We start from the raw sequence: 25531 nt of genomic DNA, 5'->3' as shown, positions 1-25531 counted from the left end.
CATTGGTTACCGATTATAAATACGAGCAACTCGAATCAGAAAAAGTGTTTAAAGACCCAGTGCATAGTTATATTCACGTGACAGACCGCATTATTTGGGATCTTATAAAGACAAAAGAATTTCAAAGGCTTCGCCGAATTAAACAACTCGGTACGTTATATTTCGCATTTCCGTCAGCTGAACATTCACGGTTTACACATAGTTTAGGCGTATATGAAATTGTTCGTAAAATGGTCGAGAACTTTTCACGATATGACAAATGGACAAAAGATGACCGGCTACTCGCTTTATGTGCTGCGTTATTACACGATGTCGGGCACGGACCGTTTTCACATTCGTTTGAAAAGATTTTCGGAACAGACCACGAAACGTATACTAAAAAAATTATACTCGGAGACACAGAAGTGAACCGTGTATTAAAGCGTGTTGACGAGTCGTTCCCTGAAGCAGTAGCGAGCGTCATCGCACATACTCACGAAAACAAACTGATTATCTCGATGATATCGAGTCAAATCGACGCAGACCGAATGGATTACTTGCAGCGTGACTCGTATGTGACAGGCGTTGAGTATGGTAAATTTGATATCGACCGTCTGCTTCGAGTGATGGTCCCTTCAAAAGATGAAGTACTCATCAAAGATAGCGGTATGCACGCAGTCGAAGATTATTTAATGAGTCGCTATCAAATGTATTGGCAAATATACTTCCACCCGGTATCACGTGGGGGAGAAGTGTTGCTGACACTAATTTTTAACCGTGCAAAAGAATTATACGAAAGAGGCTACGTCTTTAAACAGCCTCCGAAGTATTTAATCCCGTTCTTCGAGAAGCGTGAAACTGTTCATGATTATTTAATACTCGACGAGACTGTTATGAATTTTTATCTTCAAGAGTGGGTGGAAGAGATTGATGAAATACTCAATGAACTTGCTGATCGGTTCGTGAACCGAAAATTATTTAATTACGTACCGTTTTACGATGGGTTTATTACGTATTCGGAATTAGAAAGCTTATTTGAAGCAGCGGGTATCGACCCTAAATACTTTTTACTTACAGATAAATATTCTGATATGCCGTATGACTACGACCGACCAGGGTCTTCGCGTCAGCCAATTCACATATTAAAAGAATCCGGAAGCATTCGAGAAATTAGTGCCGAATCTGTAGTCATACAAGCGATTACAGGGCTCGACCGGTCGAATGCGAAGTTATATTATCCAAAAGAGAAAGTAATGCGTATTAAAGATGATACAATTAAAAAGAAGATTTTAAACTTATTAAATGAGTTATCGTAAATAATGTTTAGGAGGATTAACTGTGTCAAAAAAACCAGGATTTCAATTTAACATTATAAAAAATGACGAGTTAGATGGTCATAAAGGTGCAATGATTATTGAAGACGTTGCGCCAGTGTATATCGATCTCACCGAGCAACGACCGTTCGTCGACATGGGTGGGCTTCACGGGCGTGCAAAACCGGAAAAGGGCGTCAAATGGTTCACAGATATGAGTGAAGCGTTAGAAGAAGAAGGCGAGCGTAATGATTATAATTTAATATGGATGGCTTTAGATAAAGACGAACGAGGTGTGTATTATAGCGGAGTGACGTCGTGTTACTTTATGACGAATAAAGTCGGACGTAGACGCCGCGGGTATAAAATGATGCACGAACACGTGAATAGTTTAGACCACGCAATGAAAGGACGTTATCGTCTCGAAGAGTTAGACGACAAAACAAAACAAACGTTAATCGAATTTTTAAAAGAACGCGATCCAGTCGCGTGGGAAAACTCAACAGAACTCCACGAGTACCTCGGTGTATAAATATTAATTTTCATTTGATTAATTCAAAAAGAAAAGGTACAATAATCTTTAGTTATATCAGATAACTAAGACACTAAAGGTGGAGCGATTGCTCTGCCTTTTTTCTTTTATGTAACAGTCGTTTTAAAAAGAATCGACACTAAATTATGTTATAATTACTCATTATGGTGGTGACGATTTGTGTATCGATTAAAACAGACAATTAAACAAAAGAGTGGACGCGAAAACTTTTCACAAACAGTTAAAGTCGAAAAGATTTTAAAAGGGAATCGCACGTTTTTAAAATACGATGAAATGCTGAACGGAGAGACTGTTCCAGTTATTTTAAGTATAGAAGACGACGTCGTGCGTATTATGAGAAGCGGTCCAGTGACGATGAAGTTCCAATTCGTAAAAGGCAAGCTGACGGACACTGTCTATGAAACAGTCGCAGGGCGCCACCGATTTAAAGTGTATACTACTGAAGTTAAAACGGCTGAGGACGAGGTCTTTATCTCGTATAAGTTATTTGAAAACGATGAAATACTAGGACATTATAAATATCATTTAAAGAAAGAGGCATAATATGGACTTAAAAGCGCATTTAGTAACGGTTATTGAAGACGCACTCAAACAATCCGAATTAGTAGAAGAAATTCCACACATTAAAATTGAAATCCCAAAAGATAAATCAAACGGAGATTTCTCAACGAATATCGCAATGGCACTCACGCGTACGTTAAAGCGTAATCCACGTGAAATCGCAGAGGAAATCGTTCAACATATCGATAAAGAAAAAGGCGATATCCGTGAAATCGACATTGCTGGACCAGGGTTCATTAACTTTAAAATGAACGAAGGCTCCCTCACTAAAATTATCGATGAAGTCCTCGATAAAAAAGAAAACTACGGACGTAGTGAGAAAAAAGACGTAAAAGTATTATTAGAATTCGTTTCTGCGAACCCAACAGGGTCACTCCACGTCGGTCACGCAAGAAACGCAGCAGTCGGTGATACGTTAGCGAATATTTTAGACTACGCGGGATACGATGTCACGCGTGAATACTATATAAACGACGCGGGTAACCAAATTCATAATTTAGCATTATCTATTAACGCAAGATACTTTGAAGCGTTCGGAGAGCCGTTAGAAATGCCTGAAGACGGCTACCGTGGTAAAGATATTAAAGCGATCGGAGAACGTTTAAAAAACGAACATCCTGAATATAAAGATTTAGATGAAAAAACACGTATCTCTAAATTTAGAGCGCTCGGTGTCGAATATGAAATGGCGCAATTAAAACAAGACTTACAAGACTACCGTGTATCATTTGATAACTGGTTTAGTGAAACGTCACTATACGAAAAAGGTGAAGTCGAAGAAGCGTTAGAAATTATGACGAAAAACGGTCATACGTATGAAGCAGATCAAGCGATCTGGTTAAGAACGACGGACTGGAAAGACGATAAAGACCGCGTCCTTAGAAAAACGGACGGTACATACACGTACTTCATGCCAGACATTGCGTACCATTACGACAAATTAAGACGTGGTTATGATTTATTAATCGACTTATTTGGTGCAGATCACCACGGTTACATTAACCGTATTAAAGCGTCGATTGGTGCGCTCGGTGAAGACCCTGAGAAACTACAAGTAGAAATTATGCAGATGGTCCGTTTAATTCAAGATGGCGAAGAAGTTAAGATGAGTAAACGTACAGGAAATGCGGTGACGTTAAGAGAGTTAATGGACTTAATTGGTGTCGATGCTGCACGTTACTTCTTAGCGATGCGTAGTGCAGACACGCCGTTTGATTTTGACTTAGATTTAGCTTTATCAGAGTCGAGCGAAAACCCGGTCTATTACGTTCAGTATGCACACGCGAGAATTTGTAGCATTTTAAAACAAGCAGAAGAAGCAGGATTTAACTTAGATAGAAGCAAATCACTAGACGTGCTCACGCACCCTCAAGCACTTGAGTTATTAAAGCAAGTCGGTAACTTTAAGCGTACGATTGAAAGTGCGGCTGAAGCCCGCGCAAACCATAGAATTACAAATTATGTCGAAACACTTGCATCAGAATTCCACAAATTCTACAACCAAGAAAAAGTGCTCGGCGAAGACAAAGAAAAAACATACGCGTATTTATTAATGATTGAAGCGGTACGTCAAACGATTGAAAACGCACTGACAATCATCGGCGTGAGCGCACCAAAATCGATGTAAAACTAAATATAAGTGAGGTATTTGTCTATGAAGCGTGTTTTATTACTAATAGCAATTTTTATGTTATCTGCATGTAGCCAAGAAGATGATTCGAGTTTACGTATCGTATCACTTATCCCGAGTAACACGGAAATCGTAAATGAGCTTGTCGGTACGGATTACTTTGTCGGTATTTCATCAGTAGACAATTATCCAGAGTCTCTAAATGACAGCGACATCGCAAAAATCGATACTTTTAACATCAACCCTGAAGAAGTAATTCAGTTAAAACCGACACATATTATTTCACACGAATCTATAAGTGAAAGTGCGAAAGCTGAAATTGACCAAATCATTGAAGCAACGAATGCAGAATTACTCGTCATTAACGATGCGAAAACGCTCGACGACGTATTTACGTCAATTAAACAGATTGGTGAGTTTTTAAATGTATCAGATAAAAGTGATGCACTCGTTGAAAAAATGAAAGATGAGCGTGAACAACTCATTGAACAATATAAAAATACCGATGAAAAAACAGCGTTTGTGTTAATCACTACGCCACCTGACATTTACGTCGCAGCCAATGATACGTTTATGAGTAGTGTGTTAAATGACATTAACATCGTAAACGTGTTCGACGACTTACAAGACTTCCCGATGGTCGATGTTGAAGCGGTCGTTGAAAGAAGTCCAGAGTACCTCATTTCTGCAACAGGTATTTCCAAAGAACAGGTGAGTCATGTCGTAAACGATGAGAAAGCATTTAAAGATATGCCGTTTACAGATGAAGAAAAATTATGTGTACCAAATGTCGATGAAATCTCTCGACCAGGTCCACGTATTCTTTCAGCGATGAAAGACATTGCGGAATGTGTCCATGAATAAACAATATGTAGCATTAGCGAGTATACTCATTGGAGTTATACTCGCATCTTTAGTTATCGGGACAATCAACGTATTTGAAGGTCATTTTAATATCGTGTATAGTATTCGGCTTCCGAGAATTTTATTTGCGGTGCTTGGAGGGGCGGTATTGTCTATTTGTGGTGCGGTATTTCAAATTTTACTAAATAACCGTATGGCAGATAGTTTTACGCTCGGTATGGCAAACGGTGCAGTCATCGGTGCGGCAATCGCGATTTATATTAGTGCATCGTTTTACTTCATCCCGTTATTTGGTGTCGTCGCGGGACTCATCTCACTATTTTTAGTGCTTTTTATCGCAAAGCAAATCGATTCAATGTTGAGACCAGAAACACTCGTCATTACAGGTGTATTATTTTCGACGTTGTTAAGTGGTGTGTTATACATCATCATTATGCTCGATCCGACGAAAACGAAATCAATTGTACAATTTATGTTCGGTAGTTTTTCAGGCAGTCGATATGAATTTATAAGCCTCGTTTTCGTTTGTTTTATCGTCAGCCTTGTTGTGTTATTTAAATCATCACGAGACCTCGACTTACTGACGCTTGGTGAATTACGTGCGTTTAGTCTTGGTGTAGACGTTTCTAAATTACGGCTAAAGTTACTGATAGTCATGGCGATTCCGTCACTCGTACTACTTAGTTTTACAGGCATTATCGGCTTTATAGGAATCATCGTGCCACAAATGATTCAGTACATTAGACCAAGAAAAGCAAAAGAGCTGTTTATATTATCTGGATTTTACGGTGCGATTTTACTCGGTGTGGTCGACACAATCGCGCGAACGATTTTGTCACCGATTCAACTTCCAACCGGCGTCTTACTTAGTATTTTTAGTGTGCCACTTATATTATTTTTAATGTATAAGAGATTTCTTCAAAAGACGATATAAAACATGATAAAATTATTTTAAAAGGGGAGAATCTTATGAAGCACATTTCAATCGAAGATATTTTTAACATCAAATCCGTGAGTGCGCCAAAGGCGATTCCTGGACATGGTGTGACGTATTACGTCACAACGATAAACGAAAAAGATAACAATTACGTCACGCATCTACACGAAGCGACAGAGCTCGGCTTAAAGCAGCTGACGTTCGATAAAGGACGCATCTCGCAAGTCGATCATTCTAACGACGGGAACTTAACGTTATTTGTCGCTAAAGGAGATAACGATAAGCCACAAATCTTTTTATTAAGACGTAACGGCGGGGAAAGAGAGCAGTTAACGTCTGAAGACGAGGGCGTATCAGAGCCGCGTTTTTCTAGCGACGGCACGGCAGTATTTTATCATGTAAATGTTAAAGAAGAAGACGACAAAAAAGAAGACGATGATAAGAAAGACGACAAAAAGCAACCCGTACATATTACGAACATGAAATACAAAATCGACGGTGCACCAGGACCGTTTGGTTATGTACCTGAAAAGAAGCAAGTCGTTAAGAAAATAGATATCGACACACGTGAAGTTGAAACCGTTTGCTCTGGTGAAGCGGATTATTCGTTTATGGCAGAGTTATCTGACGGCATCATTTACACGACGAATGAAAGTGACGACCCGGACTTCAATTTTACGAACACGCTATACGTTCGTCGTAACGGCGAAGACAAAGTCGTAACGCTTCAAGACAAATCAGTTTACGGCGTTGAAGTATCAAAAGATGAAAAACACGCATTACTTTTAACGACAGATTATAACTATAAAAACGCAGCACACTTAACTATTGAGTTATTATCACTTGACGACTTTACGTTGACAGACGTCACTGGTAAGCTCGACCGACCAACTGGGTCAGCAGTCGTTCAAGACGTTCAACAATCTGAAGAGTCGCACGTCGTTAAGTTTGTATCGAATCATGATTTTGTGTTCTTACTTTCTGAAGATGGTGCAGTGAATCTTTATAAAGGGAACATCGACGGAGAAGTTAGACCGTTACTTCAAAGTGAGCACAACATTTTCGGAATGGATGCTAGTGATGATACGGTATATTTAACGATTTCTACACCAGTGTCACCGAGTGAGTTATATCAGTTCGATTTAGGCAATGAAACACTGACGCAACTCACTGAAGTAAACAAAGAATTCGTCGACTCAAAGGAAATCGTTGAGCCAGAATCGATTCGCTTTAACAGTTTTGACGATGAAGAAATTCACGGTTGGTTTATGAAGCCAGCTGGATTTAAAGATGGAGAAAAATATCCGCTCGTTGTGAACGTGCACGGTGGACCACACGCGTTTTACGCACATACATTCTTCCATGAAATGCAAGTGTTAGCAGGACTCGGATATGCAGTATTATTTACAAATCCACGAGGGTCTCATAGTTACTCTCAGAAGTTTGTCGATCACGTACGCGGAGACTACGGAAATACAGATTATAAAGATGTGATGGCGTCAGTCGATTACGTATTAGACACATACGATTTTATCGATGAAAATAGACTCGGTGTAACTGGCGGAAGTTACGGCGGATTTATGACGAACTGGATCGTTGGACATACAAACCGCTTTAAAGCTGCCGTGACACAGCGTTCGATTTCAAACTGGATTAGCTTTAGAGGCGTATCAGATATCGGATACTACTTTACAGATTGGCAAATTCAAGCAGGCGTCGATGACATCGACACGTTATGGCACCATTCACCGCTTAAATATGTCGACAATGTAGAAACGCCGTTACTCATTTTACACAGTGAGTATGACTTTAGATGTCCAATCGAGCAAGCGGAGCAGTTATATATCGAACTTAAATATCGTAAAAAGACAGCGGAATTTGTTCGCTTCCCTGATGCGGACCATAACCTTTCAAGAACGGGTCTTCCACATTTAAGAGTTAAACGTCTTGAATATATGACAGATTGGTTTAAAAAATATTTAAATGAGGAGAATCATTAATGAACAAAAAAGCACATAGTCTTATAGAAACACTAGAAACGGATTACGCGATTATTACAAATCCGATGAACGTATTTTACTTTTCAGGGGCTAACCTTAGCCCACACGAGCGTCTACTCGCACTCATCATCGATAAAGAAAATAAACAATCGACGATTGTCTATCCAAAACTCGATGAAGAAACAGTGAAGAGAGATGCTACAGTAGATGTGTTAAAACCACATAAAGACGGTGAAGATGCATTTCAATATATATTTGAAAGCATTCCTGAAGGTAAAACGATTGGTGTTGAGGGCGATCATTTAACGTATGACCGATATAAACGTCTACTTGAAAAGTATGATGATGAAAACATCAAAGATATTTCAAATACGTTAAGCGAACTACGTGGTATCAAAAATGACGAAGACTTAGTACATCTACAAGACGCTGTAAAAATTACAGAAGACACACTCAAAGAGTTATACAATATTACTGTTGAAGGTAAAACTGAAATGGAAATTGCTGACTTTTTAGTTGCGGAATTTAAAAAGCGCGGTGCAGTTGGGCCATCATTCGGACCAACAGTGCTTGCAGGTAGTAAATCAGCACTGCCACATGGTGATTCAGGAGACCGTGTTATTAAAAAAGGTGACTTTTTACTCATCGACTTCGGTATCGTCACAAAAGAGAATTACGTTTCAGACATGACACGTACGTTTTTCATCGGTGAACCAGATGAAAAACAACGAGAAATTTACAACTCAGTATTAAACTCGAACTTAGCAGGTATTAAAGCGAGCACAGTCGGTACGAAGTTTAGTGACATCGACAAAGCATCGAGAGACGTTATTGAAAACGACGGCTACGGAGAGTACTTTACGCATAGAGTCGGTCACGGACTCGGTCATGACTTACATGAAAGACCATCTGTAGACGACAATAACCACGACGAACTAAAAGAAGGTAATGTTATTACGATTGAACCAGGTATTTACATCGAAGGATACGGCGGAGTCCGTATTGAAGACGCGATATTTGCATCAGAAGAAGGACCAATCGTCATAAACGAATTTAAAAAAGATATAGATTCAATGATTTTAAAATAGAGTGAGGGTAAATTATGGCTCAGAATACAAGAATAGAATCTGATTTCCTTGGTGAAAAAGAAATATCAAACGATGCATATTACGGATGTCAGTCGCTACGTGCAAAAGAGAACTTTCCAATTACAGGACATACGTTAAATATCGATTTAATTCGTGCATTAGCGATGGTTAAAAAAGCTGCAGCGATTGCAAACTATAAAACAGGCCAATTAGAAGAAGATAAAAAGAACGCGATTGTTGAAGCGTCTGAAGAGATTATTAACGGTGAACATATCGATCACTTTATCGTCGATTCGATTCAAGGTGGCGCTGGTACGTCAATGAATATGAACGCAAACGAAGTGATCGCAAACCGCGCGCTTGAAATTCTCGGTAGAGAAAAAGGAGATTATGATTATATTTCTCCAAACAACCACGTAAATATGGCACAGTCGACAAACGACGCTGTACCTACAGCAATTCACTTAGCGATTATGATGCGCGCGGAGCGACTGCTCGACGTAATCGAACATATGGAAGAAGCGTTTAAAGAAAAATCAATTGAGTTTGATGGCTACATTAAAATGGGGCGTACGCATTTACAAGATGCGATTCCAATTCGTCTCGGCCAAGAGTTTGGTGCATATGCTCGTGCGATTGGACGCGATAAAAAACGTATTCGTCATACGCTTGAAGATTTAAAAGAAGTAAATATCGGTGCGACAGCTGTCGGTACTGGTCTTAATGCGAGTGTTGAATATATCGAGCACGTCGTTAAAGAGTTAAGCGAAATTTCAGGATATGACTTAGTTTCTGCAGATAACTTAGTCGACGCAACGCAGTTTACAGATAGTTATGTACAAGTGTCTGCAAGCTTAAAAATTATGATGACGAACATGTCAAAAATTGCAAACGACATTCGTATGATGGCGTCTGGACCAAAAGCTGGTTTATATGAAATTAAATTACCAGGACGTCAACCAGGTTCATCGATTATGCCAGGTAAAGTGAACCCGGTAATGCCTGAGATGATCAACCAAGTGTCGTTCCAAGTATACGGAAATGACTTAACTGTATCACTCGCGTCAGAAGCGGGACAGTTCGAGTTAAACGTTATGGGACCAGTGCTCGTCTATAACTTATTACAGTCTATCGACATTATGCATAACGGATTTAAAGCATTCACAGATTACTGTGTTGTCGGAATTACGCCAAACAAAGAAATCATGGAAAACTACGTCAACGAATCACTCGGAGTCATCACGGCGCTCGTACCACATATCGGTTACAAGCAGTCATCAGAACTCGTAAAAGAAGCACTATTAACAGGAAAAGGTGTGCGTGAACTTATACTCGAGCACAGCATCCTCACAAAAAATCAGCTCGATCACGTACTCAACCCTTACGAAATGACAAATATCGGTATATCAGAATTACCAGAAGCATAGGGGAACGTTATATTCAATTGTATAAGATGACTTAACACTCAAAATGTGTTACAATGTGATACACGAAGGGGGAGTGTTTTAAATGCCTACAGTTACTGTTAGACTTAACAATGAAGAAAACAAGCTATTCAATGAATATGCAGAGATTCATGATATGCCTCTATCAACAATATTAAAAGAAACTCTTAAAGAGAAGATGGAAGACGACTACGATATGGCTTTAATCAAAGAATATGAGCAAAATGATAACACTTCTGAAGTCACGTATACACATGATGAAGTTAAAGATATCTTAGGTTTCTAATGAAATACCAAGTTATATACAGTAAAAGAGCAGTTAAAGAACTGAAAAAATTAGATAAATCTCAAAGTAAGCTTTTAATTAGTTGGATAGAGAAAAATTTAAAAAACACTGAAAACCCTAGAAAGCATGGTAAAAATCTAAAAGGTGTTCTAAATGAGTACTGGAGATATCGTGTAGGAAAATACAGAATAATATCTATTATTGATGATAATAAAATTATTATTAATATTATCTCGGTAGGTCATCGATCAAATATATATAAGTAATACAAAAATATGGCAAGGTCTAAATAAATTAGGCCTTGTCATTTTATTTCCTAAAAATAGTTGTAAAGGCTTACATTAAATATTATAATAGCAATATATTTATAAAACTTATGTTAGGGGGAATTCACATGGATTTTCTTGATAATTTGGTAGCGTTTTTATTAGATCTCGTATGGAGTAAACCTCTCGTTTATGGGCTTTTACTAACGGGGATTTTATTTACGCTTATGTTAAAGGTGTTCCAGTTGAGACACTTTAAGGAAATGGTCCGTTTAATGTTTAGAGGAGAAAACTCGCCGAAAGGGATTACAAGTTTCCAAGCACTTTCTTTATCACTAGCGGGACGTGTTGGTACTGGTAACATTGTCGGAGTATCTACAGCTATTTTCATCGGTGGACCTGGTGCGGTATTTTGGATGTGGGCAACAGCGTTTTTAGGTGCGAGTACAGCATTCATTGAATCGACACTCGGACAAATCTATAAACGTGAAGAACGCGGAGAATACCGCGGGGGACCTGCGTACTACATGGAGTACGGTATTAACAATAAGTTCGGTAAGATTTTAGGGATTACCTTTGCGATTGTAACGGTAATTGCAACAGGACTGTTACTACCAGGGGTACAATCAAACGCAATCGCATCAGGATTACATAACGCATGGGGCATCCCACACTGGATTGTCGGAGCAGTTCTTGCGATTTTACTCGCTTTAATCGTATTCGGCGGATTAAAATCTATCGCAAACGTTGCAACAGCAATCGTGCCATTCATGGCAATTATTTATATTTTAATGGCAATTGTCATTATCGTAATTAACATTGCAGACGTACCTGCGATGTTCGCACTAATTTTTAAATCAGCATTTAACTTAGAAGCAACGTTCGGTGGTATTTTAGGTGCGATGATTGAAATTGGTGTAAAACGTGGTCTTTATTCTAACGAAGCAGGACAAGGAACAGGACCACACGCTGCAGCTGCTGCAGAAGTTTCTCACCCTGCAAAGCAAGGGTTAGTACAATCATTCTCAGTATATATCGATACGTTATTCGTATGTACAGCAACAGCGTTAATCATTTTACTCTCAGGAACGTATAACACAACAGACGGTCAAACGTTAGCAGACGGACGTCCTAGCTTACTATTTGATGGTGAAGTTTACGTTCAATCAGCAGATGGTACAAAGGATTACTCAGGAACAGCGATGTACGTTCAAGCAGGGGTAGACAAAGCATTTGAAGGCGCATCATATGTCTTTGATCCAACATTTGCAGGATTAGGCTCTAAATTCGTTGCGGTCGCATTATTCTTCTTTGCATTCACAACGATTTTAGCTTACTCATATATGGGAGAGACAAACATCTCCTACCTAACTCGGAACTTGAGTGATAATGCTACAAAAGTTGCGATCAACTTTGTACGTGCATTACTCATCTTCGCGACAGTGTTCGGTACAATTCGTACGGCAGCACTCGCGTGGGACTTCGGGGACTTAGGTGTTGGTATGATGGCTTGGCTAAACTTAGTCGCAATATGGATACTGTTTAAACCAGCCGTACGGGCACTAAAAGACTACGAGTCACAGATGAAAGAAAAAGGGTCTGGAAACTACGCGTTATATTCACCTTCTAAAGAAGAAATACCAAACGCAGTATTCTGGCAACATGATTACCCTGAGCGTCTAAATAAAACAGGTGAAATTGAATCGTTTAACGAATGGAAAACAAATAAAAAATAATCGTATTTAAAATGAAAAGCTTGAACACAACAGAATGTTGTTTCAAGCTCTTTTTATATTCATCTAAGTGTAGTCGGTTCTTTTATCTTTTAAGTGAAACAATGATAAAATGAATGTAATGATAATGGTGGTGATGATATGGATCTACGTGCGTTTTTTAAAACATATTATAAAGATGATATGCTGTACCGTGCACTCATTTGGTACAATACGGAGTTTTCTACGGTCGATGATTTTGTCGAATTTAAATTACAGAAACTAAATAATGGTGAAGAGATTCAGACACTCGTTCACTCGCTATCTATGGCTGAAGTTAAGCTGGTAGAACGTTTAAAAATGGAGAATGAAGGTCAGGACGTCATTTATGTTGAAGAGAGTGAAGAACTTCTTCCGTTAAAAGAGTTTCAGTATATCATCGATACACCTGAAGGCTCTGTTACTCATTTTGATATCATAAAGAAAATTTATGACACATTGCTCAGTGAAGATTTAATTAGTGATGTAAAGATGATGTTAGATGATAGCGATATTGAGACGCCGAGTGATATTTATAAATTAACACCGATTTACACAGGTAATATTTTATGGTTGTATGATAATTTAACGAGTCGACATTTACGAGACATCATTCGAAAATTAAATATCACACATTATGGATCGTATAAAGATAGCTTTATTGAAACAGTCGTGAATTATTTAACGACGAAAGAATATATATCGCACGCACTCAGTCTCTTACCAAACGAAACAGTGCTACAGTTAAAAGAAAATGCAGAGAAGAACATTCATGTGTATGACAATAAAACGATGTGGCAAGAAGCAAAGTCACTTGGGATTTTGGTACAAGTCCACCGCGATTATTTAGTCATGCATGAAGGCGTCTTAAATACTCTAAAAGACGTTGATATTAGTAATATAACGTCAATTGACGTAAGTAAATATTTTAACGGTTATGAGTTATTGTTTGTCATCGATGAAATACCATCGATTACGAGAAATGTCATTATTCCGACGCGTTTAAGCGGTCGAGAATTGATTGAAATTATAAAAGAGAGCTTTATTTGGAATAATAATGGGAGTTACATTTCGTTTAACGGGCAAAAGTTTTACGAAAATGGTGACGGTATAGATGCATCGTTTATACAAGTTGATGCTATGTTAAAAGCACATCCAATGTTTACGTTCCATTATAAAAGTGAAGAACTATATAAAGTGAATGTATCACTCATTAAAACCGTGACGACAGAACATTACGCACCGCGCGTGATTTCTCATTCAGGTGAGACTCCGATAGATAACGTTGGAGATATCGATAAAGTAAAATCGATGCTAGAAATACTTTCACGTCCAGACCATATCGACTATAACGTCGTGTATGAACGCGCACGTACAAGGAATTATCGAGAGCGTTATCCGATTACAGCAATAAACGCACATATCGCAAAAATCATCCACCAAGAACGACCGTATTACGAAAAGAGGAAAGACTAACATGGATCTCGCAACGTTTTACAACATGTATTTAACAGATGTTCATCTTAAAAAGATAGGTGAACAAGGGACGAATTTATATAAATTAATCGATGAAAAAATCGAAGAGGCAATGAGTTATCAATACTTATCGATACTATCAGAATCACTCACGCCAGACGAAATTGAGTTGATTACACGATTTTCAAACTTTCACCATGAGTCAAACGTACAAGTTGTGCCGTTTGATTTAGACAAATACCCATATCTTACTTTTAACCATCATCTATTGTTTATTGGTGAAGGTGAAGGTGTCATTCATGAAGAAGTTATAGATGGTATATTACGAAGTTTTGGTAGACAAATCGAACTACCAACAGTAAGAGAAGATATCCACCTAAACAATGTCGATTTAAATCATGCGGAGTATACGACAGCGGTGAACTTATTTGAATATCCAATTATCGAATATTACAACATGCTCACTCGAGAAGAGCAGCTATATATGATCGCGAGTTATTTGAATATAGAATTCGAAGAAACAACAACACGATCACAATTAATTAATATGATCAGTAAACACTTAACAAATAGAGATGTCTTAAAATTAATATTAGAAACGATGGAAGAAAAAGAACGTCACGCATTTTTACAAAAAATCGAAGCGGGTGAAATTCTATTTACGATGGAAGAGTATCCGTGGGAAGAAGTGATGATTTCTGGACTCGTGATGCCATATCAACCAGGAATCGCGATTATTAACGCGTCGATTTATGATATTTTAAAAAATGCAAATTAGAAAAAACGGAGGGCATATTATGAGTCTTAAAGAGAAATTATTTAAAAAACTTGAAGAAAAAGAAAATAAGATGATCGAAATTCGTCGTCATTTACATCAGTATCCAGAACTATCTTTTAAAGAAGAAAAAACAGCGCAATTTATAGCGGATTTCTATAAAGATAAAGACGTAAAAGTGACGACACATGTAGGAAATGGTTACGGAATTATCGCTGAAATTAACGGTAAAAATAAAGGAAAGACGATCGGACTTCGTGCAGATTTCGACGCACTACCAGTCACAGAAGAAACCGATTTACCGTTTAAATCTAAAAACGAAGGTGTTATGCACGCGTGTGGTCACGATGCGCATACTGCGTATATGCTTATACTTGCAGAATCTCTTTATGAGTTAAGAGATGAATGGAACGGTACAATTAAAGTTATTCATCAGCACGCTGAAGAGGTGCCGCCAGGTGGTGCGAAGTCTATTGTAGAATCTGGTATTTTAGACGATTTAGATGAAGTATACGGCGCGCACGTTTTCCCAATGTTCGACACAGGGGTCATCCAATTTGCGACAGGTAACGCGATGGCAGGGTGCTCAAACTTTGATTTAGTTATCCAGGGAAGCGGAGGTCACGGTGGGCTTCCGCATAAAACGAGAGATGCACTCGTTGCTGCGAGTTATTTTATTACAAACATTCAAACGATCGTATCTAGAAATATGAACCCGTTAGATATGACGGTTATCTCAATTACTTCTTTCGAGGACGCTACTGGTGGTTATAACGTCGTACAAGACAAAGTAACACTCCGCGGAACAGTGCGTTATTTACAAGAAGAAAATAAAGAATTCGTCTATGAACGTTTTAAAGATATGGTCGAAGGATTAGAGAAAGCATTTGACGTACAATGTGACCTGAATTACGACTTCCACTTCCCAGTGTTATATAACCATCCAAAAGAATCTGAACACGTTAGAGAGTTACTGAAAAATAGTATAGGAGACTATTTAACAGACGTACAAGTGACAGAACCACTTACAGGCTCTGAAGACTTTGCGTATTATCTACAAAAGGCACCTGGGACTTACATTAACGTCGGTGCAAAACCAGATGGTGTAGAAGTTGCATATCAAAACCATCATCCAAAGTTTGAAATTAATGAAAAATCATTACTCATTTGTGCGAAATCTATCGGTGAAATAACGGTAGATCGTTTAGAGGCGTAATCAAGAATGCTCAGGTTTTCCCTGGGCATTTCTTATATAGGAGGTAGATGGATATGACAGCAGTATTTGGTGTGCCGGGGACATATATCGCGTTTTTCTCAGCAAATATCTCTAACATGTGTTTGCCAGCCGCAGCGGCATCTCAAGATGCGGTCGGTGTTAAACCTGGGACAGACAAAGTAGAAATCGTCGCAACGCTCGGTATTAGTATGGCGAGCCTCGTTAACAAAATCATTTTAATACCTGTAATACTATTTGGATTATGGTTATTAACGATAATCCCAGAAAGCGTGCAGAATATATTCCCGTTTGTATTACCGGCAATATTCGGTGCAGTACTCGCACAATTTGCGATGAAATTCCCGCTATACGGAATATTCGCGCTCGCACTCGGACTAGCTGTACATGCGTTACCGATTTCTTTATTCTTAAAAAATGTGACATGTATAATAATTGTTCTAACGATCATGATACTCAGAGAGCGCCGTAAAACTGTAGAGAAAGCGTAGGGGATGTAAAGCCAGCTCAATTTAGATGGAGAGCTGGCTTTATGTCATGTGTGGATGACTATAGGTAGAATGTTCCGTACTTTATTAGAATAAATTAGGATAACTATCTTCAAGCGAAAAAAGGAACGTTATTACATATTGATACATAATAGATATATATATATAATAACGATATATAAACATACTCGGAGGAAGAAATGGAACAGACAATAGATTTAGAAGATTTATTTAAAATTATTAAGAAAAACTTTTTTTCAATTGTAGCTTTACCATTATTATTTGGAATCATTGCGTTACTGATTTCTATGTATTTAATTACACCAAAATATGAGTCGACGACTCAATTACTGGTCAATCAAAAAGAGACGCAAAACACGATGTTAACACAACAAGTTCAATCGAACTTACAGCTAATTAAAACATATTCTGAAATCATTAAAAGTCCACGTATTCTAGATGAAGTTTCAAATCGTCTAGATAATAGGTATACGACTACAGAAATTCAAAATATGCTAAATATTTCAAGTCAGTCGGACTCTCAAGTGTTAAACATCAGTGTTAAGAGTGAACACAGTGAATTATCAAACACGATCGCAAACACAGTCGCAGAAGTCTTCAGTGAAGATGTAGAAAACATTATGAATGTCGACAACGTGTCAATTCTTTCTGTTGCAGAAGGAAATGGAGAACAAGTAGAACCGAGAACACTAGTTAATGTCGCGGTTGGTATGTTTGTAGGATTTATACTTGCTGCGCTTATCATCTTTTTAAAAGAGGTACTCGATAAACGTATTAAAAATGAAGATGACGTTGCAGAATACTTAGATTTACCAGTGCTCGGTAGTATAGAAAAGGTGAAATAGTTATATGGCTAAGAAAAAGAAGACAATAAACCCATTAGAAACATATGAAAATCCGAAGTCTGTTTTAAGTGAGAAGTTTAGAGGAATACGTACTAATATCACGTTTTCAACGCCAGATGGTAACGTGAATGCTCTCGTAATCACAGCAGAACGACCAGATGCAGGAAAGTCAACAATTACTTCAAATGTAGCAATTACATATGCACAATCAGGCATGAAAACATTAATTATTGACGGAGATATGAGGAAGCCTACTCAACATTATCTGTTCCAAGAGCCGAATGCACGTGGACTATCTACAGCAATCGTTGAAGGAGAACCTATTGAACACTACGTCATCCCGACTCGTGTAAATAACTTAAGTTTACTTACGGCGGGTCCAATACCACCGAACCCGTCAGAGTTAATTGCTTCAGAACGTTTTAAAGAAATATTTGAAGAGTTAAAGACACAGTACGACATGATTATTATAGATACACCGCCGATTCTCACAGTAACAGATGCTCAACTATTTACTAAACTAGCTAATAATGCCGTACTTGTTATAGATGCGTCTCAAAATAACCGTAATGAAGTTATTCGAGCTAAGGAATTAATTGAGAAATCAGGAGCAAAAATACTTGGCGTCATTTTAAATAAAGCGACGTTAGATCAGTCTACAAGCAGTTACTACTATTATTATGGAGAAGAATAATGATAGATATACATTCACATGTTTTAGTTGGTATTGATGATGGACCTAAAAATTTAGAAGATGCGATTGAACTTTTAAAGCAAGCAAAAAATGAAGGTGTAACTGATATTATCGTTACACCTCATCATTTACATCCGAATTGGGATAATGAAGCAAAAAATGTTTATGAAGGACTCGAATTTCTTAAAGCTCAAAAAGAAGTTCAAGATATCGGTATAAATTTACATCCTGGACAAGAAATAAGAATTAAAGATGAATTGTTTAAAGAGTTAGATTCGAATCAGGCGATTGCTTTAGCGAACTCTCAATATATCTTAATTGAATTACCATCAGGTCATGTACCGTCTTCAACGAAGCAGATAATATTCGAATTACAAAAAAGAGGATATACACCAATCATCGCTCATCCAGAAAGAAATAAGGCGATCGCAAATGATTTGAAACTATTATATGAACTCGTTAACAGTGGAGCACTCGCTCAACTGACGACAACATCATTAAACGGTGGCTTAGGGAAGAAGCTTCAACAAGTGAGCTTACAAATGATTGATTATAATTTAGTTCATTTTATAGCATCCGATGCACATAACGTAGACAGTCGTCCGTTTATAATGGATAGTCTATTTAGAAATAAGAAACTAAAAGCATATCATGATGAATTGAATCAAATGATCAAAAATGCTGAAAGTCTTTTAAATAAAGAAAGAGTTTATACGAACCGACCAGAAGAGCCTACACAACGTAAAAAGTTTTTAGGCATTTTTTAACGTGAAAGGAGATTCTCATGAAGCCACCATCTATTAAATTTAGAATTTTTCTATTAATGCTTATAGATTCATTAATAGTGACATTTTCAATTTACTTAAGTTATTACATACTAGAGCCTTATTTTGAAGGTTACTTGCTTAGCAAACTTTTATTAACCGCCGGAATTTTACTAGTCAGTCATCATGTATTCTCTGCTGTGTTTAATTTGTATCATCGAGCATGGGAATATGCAAGTGTAAACGAATTGCTACTCATTGTAAAAGCTGTTTCAGCTTCTATGATATCGACGATGATATTAGTATCATTATTTACACAGAGTCCCCCATTTTTTAGATTATATTTTATAACATGGATGATGCACCTTCTATTAATTGGAGGCTCAAGACTTTCATGGAGAATCATAAGAAAGCAATTTTTATCAGATAAAGATATTGAGAAAATACCAACACTTATCGTAGGTGCAGGTAGAGGTGGATCCTTACTCATACGTCAAATGCTTACAACTCCTTATATGGGAATGGAGCCAGTAACGGTAGTAGATGATGATTTAAATAAGCAAGGAATGTCTATAACGACAGGGATTAAAGTACAAGGGACAGGAGAAGATATTCCTTCGCTTATATCAAAATATAAAATTAAAAAAGTGATTATTGCGATACCTTCATTAAAAAATAATCGATATAATGAAATTGCAAAAAAATGTGAAGGTATGGGTGTAGAAGTATTAAGAATGCCGAATATCGAGGAAGTAATGTCTGGTCAGCTAGAAGTTAGTCAACTAAAGAAAGTAGAAGTGGAAGACTTACTCGGAAGAGAACCGGTAGAACTAGACACAGCAATGATTTCAAAACAATTAACAGGGAAGGTAGTACTCATCACAGGCGCAGGTGGGTCTATTGGTTCAGAGATTTGCAGACAAATATGCAAGTTTGGACCGGAAAGAATTATCCTTTTAGGACACGGTGAGAACAGTATATACTTAATACATAGAGAACTCACTGAGCAATATGGAGAAGCAATCGACATCGTGCCAATAATTGCTGACATTAAAGACAAAGAGCGAATGGAAAAAGTTATGGAGAAATATAAACCATTTGCAGTTTACCATGCAGCAGCCCATAAACACGTACCACTTATGGAATACAACCCAGAAGAAGCGGTACAAAACAACATCTTCGGAACGAAATATACCGCAGAAGCGGCCAAAAAAGCAGGCGTAAGAAAATTCGTGATGGTTTCAACAGACAAAGCAGTAAACCCACCAAACGTCATGGGTGCAACAAAACGTGTCGCAGAAATGATTGTTCAAAGCTTAAATGATGAAGACAGTACGACAGACTTTGTCGCAGTAAGATTTGGAAACGTACTTGGTTCAAGAGGATCAGTAATCCCACTATTTAAAAAACAAATAGAAGCGGGTGGACCAGTAACAGTGACACATCCAGAAATGACGAGATACTTCATGACAATACCAGAAGCATCACGACTTGTACTACAAGCAGGTGCACTTGCAGAAGGTGGAGAAGTGTTCGTTCTAGATATGGGTGAACCAGTTAAAATAGTAGATCTCGCGAGAAAAATGATCCGTTTAAGTGGTTATAGTCAAGAGGAGATTGGTATAGAGTTCACTGGTATTAGACCGGGTGAGAAACTGTTTGAAGAGTTGTTAAATGAAGACGAGATACATCCAGAACAAGTGTATGAGGGTATATATAGAGGGAAAGTGGTTAAGTGTAGTAAAAAAGACCTGTCACCTATACTAAAGGTAATATCATATAATTTTGATAAAGATTATTTATTGAGTGTCGCAAATAAAAAATAACGTTGGTGTTAGTTAATGAAAAATTTAGTCTACTATAATTTAATTTTGATATTTTTACTCCAATTTATTAACCAAATTTTTATACCGATACCTTTATTTATTATTGGTATATTATATGTATCTTCTTTTTTCTTCTCAACTAAAAGAAATATTCTAGGAGTATATTTATACTTAGTTATGATTTCATCGGAATTTTTATTATACCTTACCAATATTTTATTTGTGATTTTCTTATTATGGTATCATCGCAACAATATTATTATAGGAATAAATTCGTTATTGATTCTTTTATTGACACTAAATGAGAGTGTACATGTGTTCATCAATAGTTTAATGGGATTTCAAGAAAGTATAATTAAATTATTTGGTTTTTTAGTTTGCCTCATACCCTTTATGTTTTTAAAACAGCTAAGAAACACTGTAAATATAAAAGTTACTTTCAACTTTTTACTACTAGGCTTTGTTTCATTTAGCCTCATTACTATTGGTACATACATAACATCATATAATGTTGCGAATTTCTTTAATGAAATACGTAGATTTGGCTATTTGCCTAAAAACAAAGATGAATCTGCTTTGTTGATGAATCCGAATACTATTGGTAAGAATAGTGCTTTTATTGTAGGTACTTATCTAGTTTTAATTAATCTTGGATACTTAAAATATAGTATAAAAAATATTATATTAATTTCTTATGTTATTTTTATAGGTTCACTAACACTGTCAAGATCATTTTTTTTACTAATGATAACAACCCTGGTATTAATTGCCATTTATCAAATGATAAAGAAAAAAGCACTAAAAATTATAATGATTTTTATCTTGTTGATTAGCTCTCTTCTTGTAATGATAAAATATGCAACAAATTTTACGAAAGCAATCTCAAGAAGAGTGATTGAAGCTGACGATATTAGTGGAGGAAGACTAGACATTTATAGCCAATATATAAATATTATTACTACAGATTACAAAGTTTTACTATTTGGAACTGGAATGCAGGATTATTTATTAAAGGTTCAAAATTATAATTCTTTCATTAATCAATCATCTCATAATATAGTTTTAGAAATTTTAACAATATGGGGTATTGTTGGCTTAATAATAGTAACAATGTTCATGTTTAACTATATATATGAATGTAAAAATTTTTTAACCAGTTCGTTAGAAACTAAAATTTTGCTACTAATCCCAATAATCATAATTATTATATCGGCTATGTTTGGGCAATTTTTCATATCATATTATCACACTTTTGCTCTCACTTTTTTTGCCTTGATTCTATTAGATGTAAAAGGTGTATGTAAATGTTAAGAGATAGTTTTATTTATTTGCTTTCAAGAATATTTCCTGCAATTTTAAGTTTTGTTGCTTTATTTATTTTCATTAAATTTATGAGTCCTAATGACTATGGTTTATATAGTGTAGCGATAGTAAGTATTGGATTAATAAACGTTATAAGCTCACAGTGGATAAGATCAGGATTAATAAGGTTTTATAATCGACAGATTCCAAATTTTTTAGGTAAAACTTTTACTTTTCAACTTTTAGTTTTAATAATTATTGTTGGTATTTTAACTATAGTAGGTTTAAGTTTAAACTTAGGTATCACACAGATATTTTTGCTCTTATTTATGTTGAGTAATCTTATTGTTAATGAGATTTTAAATAATTATTATCGAACGATACTAAAGCCTAAATTAGTTTTATTTGGAAATTTAATAAAAAATATATTCTTTGTTATAACTTTAATTTTATTCATCTATATATATAATAAATTGTCATTTGATCAATCTTTACTTTCATATTCTATAGGATTATTAACATCTAATTTATATTACTTCTTTAATTTTAAAGAGAAAATTAAATTAGAAAAAGATTTCAAATTAATGAAAGCTTTCCTAGTATATGGTTTACCTCTAACTATTTCTTTTGCACTTGGTATGTTATTACAAAATATAGATAAGTATTTAATTACGTTTTTTCTTGATGTTAAAAGAACCGGCTATTACTCTTTAGTTTATGATTTATTTCATAATAGTTTATATATGGTGATGGGCGCTATGGCTATGGCCTCATTACCAAGGGTTTTGAAACAAAAAGGTGATTATACTAAAACGTTTAATAGATATATAGAAATTGTATACGTGATTTCAATTCCCTTAGTAGCTGCTTTACTAGTACTAACTCCTGAATTTGTTACTATTTTAAATTCATTTAATTATAAAACAACCGAATTAATTATAGTTTTTGTTATTTTAGCTACTTTCATTCATGGAGTAAATTCATATATTTATGGTCAAGCAGTTCAATTATTACAAAAAACAAATATTATACTAATACCGTCAATAGTGGCAGTATTAGTAAATATAATTATCAATAGTTTACTCTTAAACTTAATAGGTGTTTTAGCAGCAGCTATAAGTAGTTTAATCGCATTTTCTATTTCTAATATTATGATTTTAAAAAAATTAAATAAAGAAAAGCATTTAAATTTTTATCCCAAAAAACTATCTTATTTTTTACTAATTACAATTGTTGTTGTTTTGATAGTTTGGAATATTAATCTTACAAATGTTTATATAACTGCTTCAATAAAAATTTTTATTTTAACAATATATATTGGTATAAGTTATTTCAAATTTAAAGAAACTGTTTTAATGAAGGAGAAATTTTAGTGAAAATAGTCCATGTAATAACTTCACTCGAGAGTGGAGGTGCTGAGAGAATGTTAAGTAATCTCGTTAATTTAGATAATGAAAATGAACATGTAATTATATCTGTTCTAAAAAGTAACATTCATTATGAAATTAATGAAAATATTAATATTATTGAATTAAATTTAAAAAATAATATATTAGGTAAATTTAAAATGATATCAAAAATTATTTCAATAATAAAAAAAGAGAAACCTGATATTGTCCAAACTTGGCTAAAGTTAAATTATATTTCTCCAATTCTTAAATATGTGATAAAGAAGCCTAAATATCTGATAAATATTAGACATGGTGTAAGAAAGAAATATACGAGGAGTAAAAGTGTTATTGAAAGTAGTTATTTAGGATATGTAGATGGAACAGTATTTGTATCAAATGCTTCTAAAAATGAATTTGAAAATAAGGGATTATTTTTAAAAAAACCTGTAGTGATAAATAACGGTTTTCACTTAAAAAATTATATGTATCAAAGTAATAGTTCAAATGGTTCTCTTAAAATAGGTTATGTAGGACGAAATCATCCTGTTAAAAACCAACAAATGTTATTTAGGGCTTTTAATGAATTTGCAATTGATAAAAATGTTGAACTTCATATTGCTGGCAGTAATATGAATTATGAAAGTTTCTCATCAATTATATCTGATGATGTAAAAAGTAAAATTCAATGGCATGGTGAAGTAAAGGATCCATTTAATATTTATAAAGTTATTGATGTTCTAGTACTTACATCTAAGACTGAAGGTTACCCTAATGTTATAGGTGAAGCAATGTCTATTGGAGTACCAGTTATTTCAACAAACGCTGGAGAAAGTTGGGATATAATTAGAGAGTCTGGATTTAGGATAAGTATGAATTACAAAGACTTAATAAAAGTTTTAGAGAAAGCATATCACAATCCTAGGATTCTAAAACAGAAATCTAAAGAAGCTTATTGTATAATTCAAAATAATTATTCAATGAGAAAAATAGTTGAGCAATATAAAAAATATTATGAAGAGGTATTGAAATGAAAGTTTTAATCACAGGCACTGCAGGATTTATTGGTTCACATTTAGCAAAAAAGTTAATTGAAAAAGGTCATTCTATTGTTGGGGTAGATAATATCAATGATTATTATGATCCACAATTAAAAGAGGACAGATTAAAGACTATTGACGAAAATTATCATACTTTTTATAAACTTAATCTAGAAGATTATGATGAATTAACGAAAGTTTTTAGAAAAGAACAGCCGGATATTGTTATCAATTTAGCTGCTCAAGCGGGTGTACGTTATAGCTTAGAAAATCCAAGAGCGTATATTGATTCGAATATTGTTGGCTTCATGAATGTTTTAGAATGTTGCCGTCATTTTGATGTGAATCATTTGATTTATGCATCATCTAGTTCTGTTTATGGTGCAAATACTTCTAAACCTTTCTCAACAAGTGATAATGTAGATCATCCGTTAAGTTTATATGCAGCAACAAAAAAATCTAATGAATTAATGGCGCATACATACAGCCATTTATATAATATCCCAACAACAGGACTTAGGTTTTTTACAGTGTATGGACCATGGGGACGTCCGGATATGGCGCTATTTAAATTCACAAAATCTATTATCGAAGGTAAAGAAATCGATGTTTATAATCATGGTAATATGATGCGTGACTTTACCTATGTTGATGATATTGTTGAAGCCATTAGTAGATTAGTTGAAAGACCTGCACGACCAAACAATGAATGGGATGGTAATGATCCAGACCCTGGTTCGTCTTATGCACCATATAAAGTATATAACATAGGTAACAATAGCCCTGTTCGCTTAATGGAATTCATTGAGGCAATTGAGAATAAGCTTAATATTGAAGCTAAGAAAAACTATATGGATTTACAGCCAGGTGACGTTCCTGAAACTTACGCCAATGTTGAAGATTTATTTAGGGATATTGATTTTAAGCCTGAAACTAATATTCAAGATGGTGTGAATGAGTTTGTTGATTGGTACATTAATTATTATGATATAAAACTATAAGAGG

The 25531-nt window shown here is 35.6% G+C and carries 24 protein-coding genes; all 24 read left to right on the top strand.

The annotated features are described in order from the left end of the window. Positions 1 to 2: 2 nt before the first annotated feature. The 24 genes from CJ229_RS05240 to CJ229_RS05125 all read left to right on the top strand — a co-directional run bounded on the left by CJ229_RS05240 (position 3) and on the right by CJ229_RS05125 (position 25527). On the top strand, positions 3 to 1295 hold the full coding sequence (locus CJ229_RS05240) for an HD domain-containing protein (protein WP_070622294.1): 1293 nt from the start codon (positions 3 to 5) through the stop codon (positions 1293 to 1295). Between the two features lie 22 nt (positions 1296 to 1317). After that, entirely contained in the window at positions 1318 to 1824 is a 507-nt protein-coding gene (locus CJ229_RS05235) for a YwhD family protein (RefSeq protein ID WP_068129460.1), read from the top strand. Positions 1825 to 2004: 180 nt separating this feature from the next. After that, positions 2005 to 2388 carry a YwiB family protein gene (locus CJ229_RS05230; RefSeq protein ID WP_070710148.1) on the top strand — a complete coding sequence of 128 codons (384 nt, stop codon included), beginning with the start codon at positions 2005 to 2007 and terminating at the stop codon, positions 2386 to 2388. A 1-nt stretch (position 2389) separates the two neighbouring features. Then, entirely contained in the window at positions 2390 to 4033 is a 1644-nt protein-coding gene (gene argS / locus CJ229_RS05225; protein WP_102167178.1) for an arginine--tRNA ligase, read from the top strand. A gap of 27 nt (positions 4034 to 4060) precedes the next feature. After that, positions 4061 to 4900, top strand: a complete 840-nt coding sequence (locus CJ229_RS05220) for an ABC transporter substrate-binding protein (protein ID WP_070622300.1) — start codon at positions 4061 to 4063, stop codon at positions 4898 to 4900. After that, entirely contained in the window at positions 4893 to 5834 is a 942-nt protein-coding gene (locus CJ229_RS05215; protein ID WP_068129453.1) for a FecCD family ABC transporter permease, read from the top strand. Before CJ229_RS05220 ends, CJ229_RS05215 begins: the two co-directional genes overlap by 8 nt. 35 nt (positions 5835 to 5869) lie before the next feature. Next, on the top strand, positions 5870 to 7837 hold the full coding sequence (locus tag CJ229_RS05210) for a S9 family peptidase (RefSeq protein WP_102167179.1): 1968 nt from the start codon (positions 5870 to 5872) through the stop codon (positions 7835 to 7837). Beyond that, positions 7837 to 8925 (top strand): M24 family metallopeptidase, encoded by a 1089-nt coding sequence (locus tag CJ229_RS05205; RefSeq protein WP_070622306.1) that lies wholly within the window; start codon positions 7837 to 7839, stop codon positions 8923 to 8925. The genes CJ229_RS05210 and CJ229_RS05205 overlap by 1 nt, the downstream gene beginning before the upstream one ends. Before the next feature lie 14 nt (positions 8926 to 8939). Further along, complete coding sequence (gene aspA, locus CJ229_RS05200) at positions 8940 to 10352, top strand: aspartate ammonia-lyase (protein WP_068129447.1); 1413 nt, start codon at positions 8940 to 8942, stop codon at positions 10350 to 10352. Positions 10353 to 10434: 82 nt separating this feature from the next. Beyond that, a complete protein-coding gene (gene relB / locus CJ229_RS05195; protein WP_068129445.1) occupies positions 10435 to 10656 on the top strand; it encodes a type II toxin-antitoxin system RelB family antitoxin in 222 nt (73 codons plus the stop codon). Next, on the top strand, positions 10656 to 10922 hold the full coding sequence (locus CJ229_RS05190; RefSeq protein WP_068129443.1) for a type II toxin-antitoxin system RelE family toxin: 267 nt from the start codon (positions 10656 to 10658) through the stop codon (positions 10920 to 10922). Before relB ends, CJ229_RS05190 begins: the two co-directional genes overlap by 1 nt. Positions 10923 to 11050: 128 nt before the next feature. Then, positions 11051 to 12658, top strand: coding sequence for an alanine/glycine:cation symporter family protein (locus CJ229_RS05185; RefSeq protein WP_102167180.1), 1608 nt, complete (start codon positions 11051 to 11053; stop codon positions 12656 to 12658). Between the two features lie 138 nt (positions 12659 to 12796). Next, the gene (locus CJ229_RS05180) at positions 12797 to 14149 is read left to right on the top strand and encodes an IS1096 element passenger TnpR family protein (RefSeq protein ID WP_102167181.1); all 1353 of its coding nucleotides are present in this window, start codon (positions 12797 to 12799) and stop codon (positions 14147 to 14149) included. Between the two features lies 1 nt (position 14150). Beyond that, positions 14151 to 14927 (top strand): hypothetical protein, encoded by a 777-nt coding sequence (locus CJ229_RS05175; protein ID WP_070710141.1) that lies wholly within the window; start codon positions 14151 to 14153, stop codon positions 14925 to 14927. Between the two features lie 19 nt (positions 14928 to 14946). Beyond that, entirely contained in the window at positions 14947 to 16140 is a 1194-nt protein-coding gene (locus CJ229_RS05170) for an amidohydrolase (RefSeq protein WP_180953394.1), read from the top strand. 53 nt (positions 16141 to 16193) lie between these two features. After that, on the top strand, positions 16194 to 16649 hold the full coding sequence (locus CJ229_RS05165) for a hypothetical protein (protein ID WP_145998135.1): 456 nt from the start codon (positions 16194 to 16196) through the stop codon (positions 16647 to 16649). Positions 16650 to 16846: 197 nt separating this feature from the next. After that, positions 16847 to 17512 (top strand): YveK family protein, encoded by a 666-nt coding sequence (locus tag CJ229_RS05160; RefSeq protein ID WP_102167183.1) that lies wholly within the window; start codon positions 16847 to 16849, stop codon positions 17510 to 17512. A 4-nt stretch (positions 17513 to 17516) separates the two neighbouring features. Beyond that, positions 17517 to 18206, top strand: a complete 690-nt coding sequence (locus CJ229_RS05155) for a CpsD/CapB family tyrosine-protein kinase (protein ID WP_068129429.1) — start codon at positions 17517 to 17519, stop codon at positions 18204 to 18206. Next, a complete protein-coding gene (locus tag CJ229_RS05150) occupies positions 18206 to 18973 on the top strand; it encodes a tyrosine-protein phosphatase (protein ID WP_068129427.1) in 768 nt (255 codons plus the stop codon). The genes CJ229_RS05155 and CJ229_RS05150 overlap by 1 nt, the downstream gene beginning before the upstream one ends. A gap of 17 nt (positions 18974 to 18990) precedes the next feature. Next, a complete protein-coding gene (locus CJ229_RS05145) occupies positions 18991 to 20796 on the top strand; it encodes a polysaccharide biosynthesis protein (RefSeq protein WP_102167184.1) in 1806 nt (601 codons plus the stop codon). Positions 20797 to 20811: 15 nt separating this feature from the next. Continuing rightward, a complete protein-coding gene (locus CJ229_RS05140; RefSeq protein ID WP_070710133.1) occupies positions 20812 to 22107 on the top strand; it encodes an O-antigen ligase family protein in 1296 nt (431 codons plus the stop codon). Beyond that, positions 22101 to 23471 carry a lipopolysaccharide biosynthesis protein gene (locus CJ229_RS05135; RefSeq protein WP_070710132.1) on the top strand — a complete coding sequence of 457 codons (1371 nt, stop codon included), beginning with the start codon at positions 22101 to 22103 and terminating at the stop codon, positions 23469 to 23471. Before CJ229_RS05140 ends, CJ229_RS05135 begins: the two co-directional genes overlap by 7 nt. Next, positions 23471 to 24520, top strand: coding sequence for a glycosyltransferase (locus CJ229_RS05130; RefSeq protein ID WP_070710131.1), 1050 nt, complete (start codon positions 23471 to 23473; stop codon positions 24518 to 24520). Before CJ229_RS05135 ends, CJ229_RS05130 begins: the two co-directional genes overlap by 1 nt. Then, a complete protein-coding gene (locus tag CJ229_RS05125) occupies positions 24517 to 25527 on the top strand; it encodes an NAD-dependent epimerase (protein WP_102167185.1) in 1011 nt (336 codons plus the stop codon). Before CJ229_RS05130 ends, CJ229_RS05125 begins: the two co-directional genes overlap by 4 nt. Positions 25528 to 25531 lie beyond the last annotated feature (4 nt).

Origin of the sequence: Nosocomiicoccus massiliensis (assembly GCF_002871345.2) — a bacterium.
GTDB classification, from domain to species: Bacteria; Bacillota; Bacilli; order Staphylococcales; family Salinicoccaceae; genus Nosocomiicoccus; species Nosocomiicoccus ampullae_A.
Note: the sequence above shows the minus strand (reverse complement) of the source record. Positions and strands in the feature narration are given on the sequence as shown.

Excerpts from the sequence above, each read along its gene's own strand:
- CJ229_RS05165 (WP_145998135.1), top strand. The coding sequence starts at position 16,194 with ATGACAGCAGTATTTGGTGTGCCGGGGACATATATCGCGTTTTTCTCA.
- CJ229_RS05205 (WP_070622306.1), top strand. The coding sequence starts at position 7,837 with ATGAACAAAAAAGCACATAGTCTTATAGAAACACTAGAAACGGATTAC.
- CJ229_RS05140 (WP_070710133.1), top strand. The coding sequence starts at position 20,812 with ATGAAAAATTTAGTCTACTATAATTTAATTTTGATATTTTTACTCCAA.
- CJ229_RS05125 (WP_102167185.1), top strand. The coding sequence starts at position 24,517 with ATGAAAGTTTTAATCACAGGCACTGCAGGATTTATTGGTTCACATTTA.
- aspA (WP_068129447.1), top strand. The coding sequence starts at position 8,940 with ATGGCTCAGAATACAAGAATAGAATCTGATTTCCTTGGTGAAAAAGAA.
- argS (WP_102167178.1), top strand. The coding sequence starts at position 2,390 with ATGGACTTAAAAGCGCATTTAGTAACGGTTATTGAAGACGCACTCAAA.
- CJ229_RS05185 (WP_102167180.1), top strand. The coding sequence starts at position 11,051 with ATGGATTTTCTTGATAATTTGGTAGCGTTTTTATTAGATCTCGTATGG.
- CJ229_RS05215 (WP_068129453.1), top strand. The coding sequence starts at position 4,893 with ATGAATAAACAATATGTAGCATTAGCGAGTATACTCATTGGAGTTATA.
- CJ229_RS05155 (WP_068129429.1), top strand. The coding sequence starts at position 17,517 with ATGGCTAAGAAAAAGAAGACAATAAACCCATTAGAAACATATGAAAAT.
- CJ229_RS05210 (WP_102167179.1), top strand. The coding sequence starts at position 5,870 with ATGAAGCACATTTCAATCGAAGATATTTTTAACATCAAATCCGTGAGT.
- CJ229_RS05175 (WP_070710141.1), top strand. The coding sequence starts at position 14,151 with ATGGATCTCGCAACGTTTTACAACATGTATTTAACAGATGTTCATCTT.
- CJ229_RS05150 (WP_068129427.1), top strand. The coding sequence starts at position 18,206 with ATGATAGATATACATTCACATGTTTTAGTTGGTATTGATGATGGACCT.
- CJ229_RS05190 (WP_068129443.1), top strand. The coding sequence starts at position 10,656 with ATGAAATACCAAGTTATATACAGTAAAAGAGCAGTTAAAGAACTGAAA.
- CJ229_RS05145 (WP_102167184.1), top strand. The coding sequence starts at position 18,991 with ATGAAGCCACCATCTATTAAATTTAGAATTTTTCTATTAATGCTTATA.
- CJ229_RS05220 (WP_070622300.1), top strand. The coding sequence starts at position 4,061 with ATGAAGCGTGTTTTATTACTAATAGCAATTTTTATGTTATCTGCATGT.
- CJ229_RS05135 (WP_070710132.1), top strand. The coding sequence starts at position 22,101 with ATGTTAAGAGATAGTTTTATTTATTTGCTTTCAAGAATATTTCCTGCA.
- CJ229_RS05160 (WP_102167183.1), top strand. The coding sequence starts at position 16,847 with ATGGAACAGACAATAGATTTAGAAGATTTATTTAAAATTATTAAGAAA.
- CJ229_RS05170 (WP_180953394.1), top strand. The coding sequence starts at position 14,947 with ATGAGTCTTAAAGAGAAATTATTTAAAAAACTTGAAGAAAAAGAAAAT.
- CJ229_RS05180 (WP_102167181.1), top strand. The coding sequence starts at position 12,797 with ATGGATCTACGTGCGTTTTTTAAAACATATTATAAAGATGATATGCTG.
- relB (WP_068129445.1), top strand. The coding sequence starts at position 10,435 with ATGCCTACAGTTACTGTTAGACTTAACAATGAAGAAAACAAGCTATTC.